At 45.4% G+C, this 12,140-nt stretch carries 11 protein-coding genes; 8 read left to right on the top strand and 3 right to left on the bottom strand.

Features of this window, described 5'->3' with window-relative positions; translation table 11 throughout:
• Positions 1 to 203 precede the first annotated feature (203 nt).
• Positions 204 to 1,037, bottom strand: a complete 834-nt coding sequence (locus tag ACL934_RS15230; RefSeq protein WP_374074843.1) for a flagellin — start codon at positions 1,035 to 1,037, stop codon at positions 204 to 206.
• 455 nt (positions 1,038 to 1,492) lie between these two features.
• Positions 1,493 to 1,753, bottom strand: a complete 261-nt coding sequence (locus ACL934_RS15225; protein ID WP_374074842.1) for a hypothetical protein — start codon at positions 1,751 to 1,753, stop codon at positions 1,493 to 1,495.
• Positions 1,754 to 1,830: 77 nt separating this feature from the next.
• Between ACL934_RS15225 and clpB the strand changes: the two genes are divergently transcribed.
• The 3 genes from clpB (at position 1,831) to ACL934_RS15210 (ending at position 5,486) form a co-directional block, all read left to right on the top strand.
• The gene (clpB, locus tag ACL934_RS15220; protein ID WP_374074840.1) at positions 1,831 to 4,413 is read left to right on the top strand and encodes an ATP-dependent chaperone ClpB; all 2,583 of its coding nucleotides are present in this window, start codon (positions 1,831 to 1,833) and stop codon (positions 4,411 to 4,413) included.
• Positions 4,414 to 4,599: 186 nt separating this feature from the next.
• A complete protein-coding gene (locus ACL934_RS15215; RefSeq protein WP_374074838.1) occupies positions 4,600 to 4,941 on the top strand; it encodes a hypothetical protein in 342 nt (113 codons plus the stop codon).
• A gap of 47 nt (positions 4,942 to 4,988) precedes the next feature.
• On the top strand, positions 4,989 to 5,486 hold the full coding sequence (locus ACL934_RS15210; RefSeq protein ID WP_374074836.1) for a hypothetical protein: 498 nt from the start codon (positions 4,989 to 4,991) through the stop codon (positions 5,484 to 5,486).
• A 13-nt stretch (positions 5,487 to 5,499) separates the two neighbouring features.
• Here ACL934_RS15210 and ACL934_RS15205 read toward each other — a convergent pair whose 3' ends face one another.
• A complete protein-coding gene (locus tag ACL934_RS15205; protein ID WP_374074834.1) occupies positions 5,500 to 5,853 on the bottom strand; it encodes a hypothetical protein in 354 nt (117 codons plus the stop codon).
• 381 nt (positions 5,854 to 6,234) lie between these two features.
• On the opposite strand from ACL934_RS15205, the gene ACL934_RS15200 reads away from it, so the two are divergent.
• From ACL934_RS15200 to ACL934_RS15180, 5 genes are all read left to right on the top strand, one after another.
• Positions 6,235 to 7,425 (top strand): hypothetical protein, encoded by a 1,191-nt coding sequence (locus tag ACL934_RS15200; protein WP_374074832.1) that lies wholly within the window; start codon positions 6,235 to 6,237, stop codon positions 7,423 to 7,425.
• A 188-nt stretch (positions 7,426 to 7,613) separates the two neighbouring features.
• Positions 7,614 to 8,213: a riboflavin synthase gene (locus tag ACL934_RS15195; protein ID WP_374074830.1), complete on the top strand. Its 600-nt coding sequence runs from the start codon at positions 7,614 to 7,616 to the stop codon at positions 8,211 to 8,213.
• Between the two features lies 1 nt (position 8,214).
• Complete coding sequence (gene ribB / locus ACL934_RS15190) at positions 8,215 to 9,345, top strand: 3,4-dihydroxy-2-butanone-4-phosphate synthase (RefSeq protein ID WP_374074828.1); 1,131 nt, start codon at positions 8,215 to 8,217, stop codon at positions 9,343 to 9,345.
• A complete protein-coding gene (gene ribH, locus ACL934_RS15185; RefSeq protein ID WP_374074826.1) occupies positions 9,345 to 9,884 on the top strand; it encodes a 6,7-dimethyl-8-ribityllumazine synthase in 540 nt (179 codons plus the stop codon). The genes ribB and ribH overlap by 1 nt, the downstream gene beginning before the upstream one ends.
• A gap of 30 nt (positions 9,885 to 9,914) precedes the next feature.
• A complete protein-coding gene (locus ACL934_RS15180) occupies positions 9,915 to 12,128 on the top strand; it encodes a sensor histidine kinase (protein ID WP_374074824.1) in 2,214 nt (737 codons plus the stop codon).
• Positions 12,129 to 12,140 lie beyond the last annotated feature (12 nt).

Raw genomic sequence — 12,140 nt, 5'->3', positions numbered from 1 at the left:
TTGCATATTTTTCGGAGTAATTCGCTCTGGACTTTAGCTAAATATTTGAAATTATTGGTAAAAAAGTTCTACACTTTTTCGCGGATCAAAAACCGAAGACAAGGTCCTGTAAAAAATCTGAACAGAAATTTTTGAAATGTGTATGAAATAAAAAACCCGGTGAGGTTATCACCGGGTTTTGAATTGTATCTTTAGTTAACTAATTAACCGATCAACTTAAGAGCCAATTGGTTAGATTGGTTAGCTTGAGCCAATGTTGAAGTACCAGCTTGCAACAAGATGTTGTTACGAGTCATCTCTGAAGATGCTTGAGCAACGTCTGTGTCACGGATACGGCTGTTAGCTGCAGACAAGTTCTCTTGAGCTACACCTAAGTTGTCAACTGTTGAAGTCAATCTGTTCTGAAGGGCACCAAGATTAGCGCGTGTTCCAGAAACCGATGTTTGAGCAGCATCCAACATTCCCAAAGCTTCCTGAGCACCTTCTTTAGTAGAGAAGTCAATGCCAGATAAACCAAGAGAATCCAAAGTAGCTACGTTTTCTCCAGCGTTGAAAGAGATGCGATCTTCTTCAGCGTTGTTGAACAAACCAACTTGGAAATCAAACTTCGGAGATGAACCATCTAGAAGTTTAGTAGTACCCCAAGTAGTTACAGAAGCGATACGTTGAATCTCAGATTTCAATTGTTGAACCTCTTTATCCAACATGCCACGCTCTGTCTCACCAACAGTGTCAGAAGCAGCTTGGATACCCAACTCACGAAGACGAACCACGATGTTACCGATCTCGTTCAAGCCACCCTCAGCAGTTTGAACCATTGAGATACCATCGTTCGCATTTCTTTGTGCTTGAGCAGCAGAACGAATCTGAGCTTTCAAGCCTTCAGAGATCGCTAGACCTGCAGCATCGTCAGCAGCTTTATTAATGCGGCTACCAGAAGCAAGTTTCGCCATTGAATCGTTGATTTGTCTTTGCGAACCAACGAGGTTTCTTTGTGCGTTGATCGCTGCCATGTTTGTTGTTACTCTCATTCCCATTTTAAATTCCTCCGTTAATATTTATTTTTCATTTTCAATACCTTCCTTGATTTGTTTTTTGGCTGGGCAGAACCTACTCTGCTTTGCCGGCACTGACATCCGAGTCTGTGCTTGTTTAATGGCCTTTTTATTTTGACTCTCCATTTTTAGAGAGTTGCTGGTGAAGTCCCAGCGCACGAACAATCTATTGTTCTACTTACATCATCATCCTTGAAGGCCCTCCTTTCGGTTATACAGAGAGAGTGACCTTCTCTCTCTGACTCCTTCTGAGTGAATCATTGATAGTGAATTGATCGGGATTTGAGACGATCTCTTGACAGGACGTGAGGCGAGTTTTGTTTGATTTCTACAATACTAGTCTAAGGATAGATCTTGAATTCAAGACGTAAGATTGTCCTGAATCACTTAGACACAATACTTTCAGAGGGAAAAAAGCTGTTTTCCTAGACGGAAGCTCAGTCAATTTCTAAGAAGCGACAAAAGGCCATGTTACCTGCGAGCAGATATTGATGATTCTGTTCCGCTTTTAAGTGGTGTGAGGGATTGTAGCCAATCGTGCACATGGTCTTGTCTCCATCAAAGTGAGAACAGTCCTCGCACGAAAAGCGAGTGTCATACTTCATAAAATCGCGCGGGTTCACAGTGTCTTTCTTGATAGACGGCGTAAGACGGGGCTGTGATTTTGTTCTTCCCTTGGGATTTACGATTCCTGCCATTCGTGGACCTTAATAAACTCTTTCCGATGTTGACAAAGCTAAAATAGGACTCATCCTTTATTTCAGATGGAGGGAATATGGGCAACGATATTGAAAAAATGACGCGAAAAAGTCAGGAAGCCATGCAAGCGGCGGCCCGACTGGCAGAGCGTAAAAACAGCCCCTCTGTAGAACCCGAACATTTGTTGACGGAGCTAGTACAGCAGTCCGAAGGCATTGTTCCGCGTTTATTGGATAAATTAAACGTACCTCAAGCGCAGTTCTTAACGGATTTGCGCACACGTATTGATAAATTTCCTCAAGTCACCGGCGGAGGCCAAAAGCTTTTCGCGGGTCCTCGTCTTGAAAAGGTCTTTAAGGCTGCGGAAGACGAAGCTCAAGCTTGGGGTGATGCGTATATTTCTACAGAGCATTTCTTTTTAGGAATGCTGAAAGCGGGCGACGCAGAGTTAAATACTCTGTTTAAAAAATCAAAAATCAATGTGGATCAGGTGAAGGCTGCATTGGAAGAAATGCGCGGAAACCAGAAAGTCACAGATGATGAGCCTGAAAATAAATACGAGATACTTAAAAAGTATGCTCGGGATTTAACGGCTCTAGCGGCCGAAGGAAAGTTAGACCCTGTGGTCGGGCGTGATGAAGAAATTCGTCGTGTCGTGCAGGTTCTTTCGCGCAGAACAAAAAACAATCCGGTTCTTATCGGGGAGCCTGGCGTAGGTAAAACAGCCATCGCCGAAGGTTTGGCGTTAAGAATTATTAAACATGATGTGCCCGATAACTTGGTCGGCAAAAAACTCATGTCTTTAGACATGGGGGCTTTGATTGCCGGCGCCAAATATCGTGGTGAGTTCGAAGACCGTTTGAAAGCCGTGATCAAGGAAGTAACGTCCAGTGATGGACAAATCATTTTGTTCATCGACGAATTGCATACCTTGGTAGGTGCTGGAAAAACGGAAGGTGCCATGGATGCAGGCCAGTTGTTAAAACCTGCCCTCGCCCGTGGCGAGTTGCGCTGTATCGGTGCTACAACTTTGGATGAGTATCGCAAGTACATCGAAAAAGATGCGGCCCTTGAGCGTCGTTTCCAAACCGTGATGGTGGAAGAACCCAGTGTGGAAGACGCGATCACGATCTTGCGTGGACTCAAAGAAAAATACGAAGTCCATCATGGAATTCGTATTACAGATGCGGCGTTGGTGTCAGCGGTGAAATTGTCTCATCGTTATATCACCAATCGTTTCTTGCCGGATAAAGCTATCGACTTGATTGACGAGGCGGCAAGCAAGCTCGGAATCGAAACGCGCTCTGTCCCTGAAGAAGTGGATAAAATTGAGCGTGAATTGATGCAGCTTCGTATTGAAAAAGAAGCTTTGAAAAAAGAAAAAGACGAAAGCGCGAAAGAGCGTTTGGCGGTGATTGAAAAAGAAATCACGGAACTTAATGCGAAAAATCAGCTTTTGCGTGAGCAATGGGAATTTGAAAAAGGCGGTATTGCGCAGATCAAGAAATTGAAGGCCGATATTGAAGACCTTAAAGTCGCGATTGCCAAGGCTGAACGTGAAGGCGATTTAGGAAAAGCGGCGGAGCTTAAATACGGAAAACTTCCCGAGACTGAAAAAAAAATGAAGGCTTTGGAAGAGCGTAGCAAAGAGCAAAAGCCTGCTGAAAATCGCATGCTCAAAGAAGAAGTCGGCCCTGAAGACGTGGCTGAAGTTGTTGCGAAGTGGACGGGAATTCCTGTCAGCAAAATGCTGGAAAGCGAAACGCAAAAACTTCTGCACATGGAAGACGAGCTTAAAAAACGCGTTGTCGGCCAAGATCATGCATTGACGATTGTTGCGGATGCCATTCGCAGAGCGCGGGCAGAGATCTCAGATCCGAATCGTCCTATTGGAACCTTTATGTTCTTAGGACCCACGGGTGTGGGTAAGACTGAAACGGTGAAAGCACTTGCCGAATTCTTGTTCGACGATGAGCAAGCCGTTGTGCGCATTGATATGAGTGAGTACATGGAAAAGCATGCGGTCGCTCGTTTGATCGGGGCTCCTCCGGGATACGTGGGTTACGAAGAAGGCGGTCAGTTAACAGAAGCCGTTCGTCGCAGACCTTACAGTGTCGTCTTGCTCGATGAAGTTGAGAAAGCGCACTCAGACGTGTTTAATATCTTGTTGCAAGTTCTCGATGACGGTCGTTTGACCGATGGTCAAGGGCGCACTGTGGACTTTAAGAATACGGTTTTGATTATGACTTCCAACGTGGGTTCCCAATCTATTTTGGACACCCATATGAGTGAGAATGATAAGCGCGAGGCTGTGATGGAAGCTCTTAGAGAGCGTTTCCGCCCTGAGTTCCTCAACCGTATTGATGAAGTCGTGATGTTCAACTCTTTAGGAGAGTCACAAATTTCCGGCATCGTGAAGGTGCAATTGGATCTTGTGGCGCAACGACTTAAAGCGAAGAAGATCAATATCGACTTCGATCAGTCAGCCGTGGATTTCTTAGCGAAAAAAGGTTACGACCCGGTTTATGGGGCGAGACCTTTGAAGCGTGTGATTCAGACAGAACTTTTGAATCCGCTTTCCAAAGAAATCATCTCGGGCAAAGTCAAAGCCGGGGATACAGTCAAAGTCAAAGGGTCGGATTTACATCTGACATTCTAAAACAAGGGAGCGAAAGCTCCCTTGTTTCTTTACTAAGTTCTCTTTTCAAGAGTCAGAGAACGTGGCGGTAAAAACCGTTGTTTATAACTTAGACATCTAAGAAATTTATCCAAGAAGAAAAATCCTAACAAAATACCAGAAACTCCTCATGTTATAACCGGGCCTCTTTTAACAAATGAGGTTTTTATGAAAGCGGTTTCCTATTTATTTATGGTTTTATTGGGTGCATCTTCTGCTTCAGCCGCAAGTGGTGCCTTGTATTACACGGAAGGTGAACTTGCGGGACAAGAAGTGAAGTCTTCAAGCTATATCGGCTATTACGAAACTTGTTTTGCGGGCAATGCTTATGCGGCGAAAAACAAGCTAGTAAAACTTATGAATAACGACATTGAAAAAGACGGTGCCTTTGCCAAAGTAGACGCGAAAAAAGACGTGATCGTTTTTGGTTACACAGACACAAAGTGTCTTGATGAGGGCGCAACGGTTTCTGAATGCCGTAGCGTAAGCATCGCTGCCAGATGCCGCTAGACTAAAAACAGATTGACCGTCAGCAAAGCCCTTTCCACAATAAAAGCATGAAAAAATCAATCGTGGCTTTCATGCTTATTTGTGGTTTATCAGTTAGTGCCTTGGCGCAGTCTCGTGTGTCCTACGACTTAACGGGTTCTTCAGGGACTCGCGATGGTGAATCTTTTAGTGAAATCCACTTGGGCCTTAATTGGTTTGTTGAAGAGTGGCTCAATTGGCGCAACTCTCTTTTCACTCAGTTCGGCACAGATATCAATACAGTCTACGGCTTGGATTCAGCGGCCTTGTTTAATTGGCAAGCTTACACACAAGGCCGAGGTTTAGGCATTGAACTATTCGCGGGACCCGGTTTGCGTTTTGCGAATGAAAACTCCAATGCGGTCTTCGGTAAAGCGGGAATCACCTTTGGCTTAGGAGGCCTTCGCATCGGGGGAGGCGTTCAAGCCTTTCACTATTTCGAAGATCGCACGGATAAAAATAATTTCGTTTTAAACAAAGATGAAGTGCAGTACTTCGTCACTCTTTCTGGTGGCGGAAGTTTTTAAAAGTGACGGGCGCCTAGTCACCGATAACGATCAATTTCAAATCGCCAGCGCAAGTCAATGTAGCGTGAACCCAGCAATCCGCGCCGGGGCCGCAGAGCCAGTAATACAAAGAACCACTTTGATAGCGATTGTTGCGAGCATCCCAGCGTGTTTGCAAAAGAACCTGTGAAAGATGAGTCTTAGTAATGCAGCCTTGGTTGGGGCGGCCTTTGCACAAGCCGACGTTGTATTGCTGCTTCAACTCTTTAAGAATTGTTCTGTCTTGCTTGAGCAATACTTCCCGGGCTTCATCTTGAGAGAAGCAAGTTTCGTTTGCATTAGCGGAAAGTGTGAAGAGAGAAAGAAGGACGAGCACAAAATTTTTCATCGCATACTCCTGGGTTTTGAGGGTTAAACCACACCGAGCGGAAATTCCTCAAGTCAGGATTGTGTTCAGGCCGCGAACAAGTAGGAATTTCAATTCATTTGATTGTGAAAAAGAAATTTACAAACAGAGTAGACACTCGAGTGTTCCCATAAAAAAGGTTGAACGAAAGAGTCAAAACTTTCGACAAGAGAAAATTTTTTTATAAATCGAAATTTTTTAGCATCCGAATAAATTCATGCACTTAGCGTGTCTCGGGGTGAGACCGGTTTTGTTTTTGCAAGTGTCGTCAATAACTTAGCTCTGGTTTAAGGTCTAGGCGTTCTTATCCGTATACTGTGCATGAAACCGCTGCACAGTGAATCCTTGGGAAGGGAAAAGAACATGAAATCACAGAGCACGAATTGGTCTAAGAAAATCTTTAAAGCATCAATCATGGTGGCTGGTGCTGCAATGACCATGGGAAATCAGAAGTGTGAACAGAAGCCCGCTGAGGCTCCTGCACGTGCTCTTAAAAAAATCGTAGAGTTGGGTGCGATCCGCTCAAGCCCGATCATCTTCCCTGGTGGCAGCGCTTTTGACTTTCAATTTGTAGCGAATCAACAAATCTATGGCGTGCTATTGGATAGCAAGGAATTTACATTGAAGTATAATCCGCCCATTGCGGTCCCTCCGCAGGAAGCAAGAACGGGGGATGTGGGCTTCTTCAATCTGACTAAGACGGATGGTCAGATGATGAAGGCCTTCGCGGAAGCAGCAGGTAAAGACAACTACAACGTGCAATACGCAAAGACCGCTTGGTGTATGGTCAATATTCCTCAGGCGAAACTCTCGGGCTCGGTGAATTCATTTGAATTGATCGGCGGTGGAGGTATTTCAATTGGTTTTACTCCGGCAGGAGCATTGCCAACCAATGGCCTTGGATCGGCGGGTTTCAATGTTGAATTTGCGCAACTGGATTTGTCCATGGTGGCGACTCGTCCCCTGACTTCGAAGGTGATGGCCGCTGCTAACGTAACGTCGAAACAGACTAAAACAAAAGTGAATTTCAGTTTGAACTTTGGCGCCTTCTCGGTGGGACCAAGTGCTTACTATCAAACTCCTTTAGCACAAGTGACTAAGAATGCTCTTGTGAAATCAGTGGCTGATTTGAACTCACAGTTGAAATCAGAAGAATGGTACACGCGCGTTCTTGCCAACCATGACACCCACTTGATTGTTGTTGGTGGTTTGGATGTGAAGCTTGAGCCGGGCGATCAACTTTTGGTTTACAACGAAGATTATTACTGGGAAGGAGAGCCTTGTGACTCTCGCTACTTGGGTGGTGGTGCGCAAGCTGGATCGGCGGTTGCGAAGATTGAAATCGACTGGGTTGGTGACGAGATCTCTCGCGGTCGTGTGATTGAGCAAAACGATGAAAATGCGGTGATCGGTGCAAAAGTGAAACTCTTTAAATTCCACGATGCAAACTACAAACCGCAAGATCCAGGTGTGCAACCTGTGAATCCATCGAATCCCAATAATGGTTCCAATGGCGGCAACACACAAACTCCGTCAAAACCAGGTCGCGGTTAAGACACTCTTAAAATAGACACTCCCTCAAAACTTGAAGCAGGATGGTTTCTTCATCCTGCTGCAAAATCCCTAAGCCCATTTAATTAGATTTGGCGTCATAGCTAGAACAATGTGCAATGCCCGCGCCCTTTCCTTGCCATCAGAGAGGCAAAAGTGTAGTTTCCTGGCATTCAAGCTTGAGGCCTTATATGTTTTCAGGAATCGTAGAATCTGTGATGCCGATTGAGAGCTCCCAGGAGCTTTCCAATGTGTATCGAATCAAAATTAAAAAACCTAGTGAATTCAATGATATAAAGCTTGGCGACAGCATCGCTTGTGACGGCGTTTGTTTGACCGTAGAGGCTTTCGACGACGAGCAAATGACCTTTGCTTTGGCGGCTGAGACCATCAAGGTTCTGCAGTGGAATCCGCAGAGCTGGATTGGTAAGAAAATGAATCTAGAGAGATCTTTGCGTTTTGGAGATCGTATTCACGGTCACTTGGTGACAGGTCACGTGGATAGTTTGGGGACGGTGATTCGCGCGGAACTTGATGGCGAGTCGTTCTTTTTGGATGTGAAAGTGAAAAACACGATTCTTCCGTTTGTGTGGAAGAAGGGCAGTGTGACTTTGAATGGCGTGAGTCTCACAGTAAACGAACTTAACAACGACATCGTGTCTGTTTGTTTGATTCCTGAAACATTGAAGCGCACAAATTTGGGAGAGCTTAAAGTGGGCTCTTCGGTAAATGTGGAACCTGACTATATGGCGCGTGCAATTCAGCGCTCTCTTGAAGTGAGGAAAGATTAAAATGTCTTTTAATACCATCCCTGAAATCATCGAAGACATTCGTAATGGAAAAATGGTCATCCTTGTGGACGATGAAGATCGCGAGAACGAAGGTGATCTGATCCTAGCGACAGATCACGTAACAACTCAAGCAATCAACTTTATGATCACAGAAGCTCGCGGGCTTGTGTGCTTAACAGTGACAGCTCAACAAATTGAGCGCTTGCAATTGCCTCTCATGGTTCGTGATGACATGAACTTTGCGCCGAACAAAACAGCGTTCACGGTAAGTATTGAAGCAGCGGAAGGTATCTCTACAGGGATCTCTGCGGCAGATCGTGCGCACACTTTGAAAGTCGCTGCAAACCCTCATGCGAAACCTTCTGACATTCACATGCCTGGTCATATCTTTCCAATTCGCGCTCAACAAGGCGGTGTCTTGAAACGTGCCGGTCATACGGAAGCCAGTGTGGACTTGGCTCGTCTTGCGGGCTTAAATCCTGCGGCCGTTATTTGCGAAGTGATGAATCCAGATGGAAGCATGGCTCGCGTGACGGATCTTAAAGAATTCGCAAAAAAACATAGCATCAAAATAGGAACGATCGTTGATTTGATCGCATACCGTTTGGCGAATGAAACTTTGGTGGAAGAGATTGCCACTTTGGATTTGCCAGAGACTTTCGGCAAAGACATGAAGGCTCGCGTTTTCAGAAGCACAGTGGATGGTCTTGAACACTTGGTGATTCAAAAAGGTGAGATCACGCCAGAGAAAGACACATTGGTGCGTGTTCACGTTGATAACTTCACTCGTGATTTTATGGCGGTTCTGCAAAGAGGAGCTTCCACAGTTCTTGAGAGCATTAAGCTTATCAATGAACAACCGAGTGGTGCCTTTGTTTTGCTTCGCGGGAACAACCGCACGCAAGGCCTTGCGCAAGAGTTGCAAGTTCTTGTGGGCATGGATGACGTTCGTCCTTCAACGCCGCTGATGGATGAAAGAGACTACGGTATCGGCGCGCAAATTTTGCGTGAAATCGGTGCCCGTAAAGTTCGTCTTTTGACGAACAAACCAGAAAAGAAAGTCGGCTTAAAAGCTTTTGATATTGAGATTGTTGAAATTGTCGCTATTGAAAATGTAAAGGGGCACAAGTAATGGGAACTATCAAAGTAGGTGTTGTCACAGCACGCTTTAACAACGAGATCACTGGAAAACTAGAAGAGGGTGCAATCAACTATCTTGAGTCTTGTGAAGGTGTTGAAATCTTCGCAGCTCTAGTTCCAGGCGCTGTGGAATTGCCTTTGGCCTGCCAAGCCTTCTTGGATGCAGGTTGCGACGGTGTGGTGGCTTTGGGTGCTGTTATCCGTGGTGAAACTTCTCACTATGACTATGTTTGCAACTCTGTGACAGACGGAATCTCTCGCTTGATGTTGGACTATAAAAAGCCTGTCGGCTTCGGTGTTTTGACGACTGAAAACGAAGAGCAGGCCCTTGATAGAGCTGGCGGAAAGCACGGTAATAAAGGTGAGGAAGCCGCACAAGTTGTGATGGAAATGATCGGTTTGACGACGGAAATTCCAGCCGCTTTGAAAACAGCACAAATGATGGCCAAGGCCCAGCCTGCGAAGTCCGCGAAGAAGGCCGCAAAACCTGCGGCGAAAGCGAAAAAAAGTAAGAAAAAAACTAGAAAGTAATGGTCGAGAGTCCCTCTCTGGGACTAGCATATGGGTGTGATGGAAAATACACCGCAAAACGACGAATTTCTTCCTCCTGGTCCCCAGGAATTTAAAAAACGACGCCGCGAGATTTTATTGGTTCTTGTGGTGTCGTTTCTTTTTGGTCTCCTCACATGGTTTGAGATTCGCCTGTTTGCGACAAGCCAGCAGCTTCCCTTTGTTCACAGTATCTTTTTCTTTGGTCTCGTAAACTTTAATATCATTCTTCTTTTGCTTTTGCTTTTCATGATCTTCCGAAATGTCGTGAAGGTTTTCGTGGAAAGACAGGGAAAGGTCTTCGGGAGCAGTCTGAAGGCTAAACTCATCGCCGCCTTTGTGACATTCAGTTTCGTTCCAACGGTGCTGATGTTTATTATCTCGGTGTTTTATATCAACTCAAGCTTCGATAAATGGTTCAGTGCCAAGATGGCGGGGGTTCTTAAAAGTTCCATTGAAGTCACGAATGCCTATTACTTCAATGCGAAGAAAAAGAATTATCACTTTGCCCATCAAATTGCAGATGCTGTTCGTCCGTTAAAAAATCAGAACGACATTAAAAATAAAATCGAACATCTGCGCAAAGAATTTAGTTTGGATGCGGTCGAGTACTATCCGTCGCTTTTTGGAAAGCGCGCCGTTGTTTCTGCTGAAGACGACACGGTTCCTACCGTTCCAGCGGTCTCTCTTGAATTTTTACAAAAGGGAATCAAGCTTCAAGCCGAAGCAAGTATCATCCATCAATTCGGGGATGGAAACTTGGTCCGTGTTATTGTTCCGGTGCAAGAGGGCGCTGAAAAAGGTGCTGTGGTTGTATCGAGCTTCTTGCCTCTGTCATTGATCTCGAAGATGAATGATATTTCCACGGCCTATGACGAGTTCCGGGATATCAATCCTCTCGAATATCCATTGAAGTCCATTTATCTTTACATCTTAGTTTTGATGACTTTCGTGATCCTGCTTGCGGCGACGTGGTTTGGATTCTATTTGGCAAAACAACTCTCGATTCCGATTGTGCAATTGGGAAGAGCCACTCGTCGGGTCGCAGGCGGGGACTATACACCTTTGCAAATCCAAGCCGGTTCTGAAGAGATCAACGATCTGATCACAAGCTTTAATCAGATGACCGTGACTTTGGAAAAAACTTTGGAAGAGTTGGATCAACATGCGCGATACACCGACACGGTTCTTAAGAACGTCAGTGCCGGTGTGATCTCTGTGGACGAAAACGGCGTTGTTTCGACAATCAATCGTCACGCGGCTCAGCTTCTAAAAATTGATGCTGAAAAATATATCGGCAAATCTGTTCGCGATCTTTTAACTCTGGAATACTTCCGTACTTTTGCGGAATTGCAAAAAACCATGATCGATCACAAGGTCGAGAGTATTCAGAAGGAACTTCGTCTGAATGTGCAAGGAGAGGCCTTGCCACTCTTGATGACTCTTTCGATCTTGAAGGATGAAAAAGGTCAAGAGATGGGTAAGATCCTGGTGTTTGACGATTTGACTCCGATTGCAAATGCGCAAAGAGCGGCGGCTTGGACAGAAGTGGCTCGTCGTATTGCCCATGAAATTAAAAATCCTCTGACGCCGATCAAACTTTCAGCCGAAAGACTGCAAAGAAAATTTGGTGCTTCGATCACAGACCCTGCATTCAGTGAGTGTACGACGATGATCGTAAAACAAGTGGATGGTCTAAAAAATCTCGTGAACGAATTCAGTAATTTTGCTCGCTTGCCTCAAGCGCGTCCGGTGGTGGCTAACTTAAACAGCGTGGTGGAAGAGTCCTTGGGGCTTTATCGCCAAGCTCATCCGAATATTCGCTTTGAATTTAACCAGGATGAGGAGCTTCCGGATTTCAAATTTGACCCCGATCAGATCAAGCGCGTGCTTGTGAATTTGGTCGATAACTCGTGCTCGGCTGTTGCAAAAGAGCCACAGGCCACAGTAGAAATCGTGACTCGATACGACAAGGACATCAAAACCATGCGTTTAACGGTGGCCGATAACGGGGAAGGTATTCCTGCGGCAGATCGAAGTCGCATTTTTGAGCCATACTACTCTACAAAAGAAGGCGGAACTGGGCTAGGCTTAGCCATTGTGAAAAGGATCATTGAAGATCATAATGGGTTCATTCGTGCGACCGCCAATGAGCCCAAAGGGGTCAAGATGGTGATCGAAATGCCTGTCAATGAAGTAGGTGCGTGGAAACCTGCTGGCGAATAGAAAGAAGGTTCC

The sequence above is a fragment of the Bdellovibrio sp. HCB-110 genome (assembly GCF_047323225.1).
Classification (GTDB): Bacteria; Bdellovibrionota; Bdellovibrionia; order Bdellovibrionales; family Bdellovibrionaceae; genus Bdellovibrio.
Note: the sequence above shows the minus strand (reverse complement) of the source record. Positions and strands in the feature narration are given on the sequence as shown.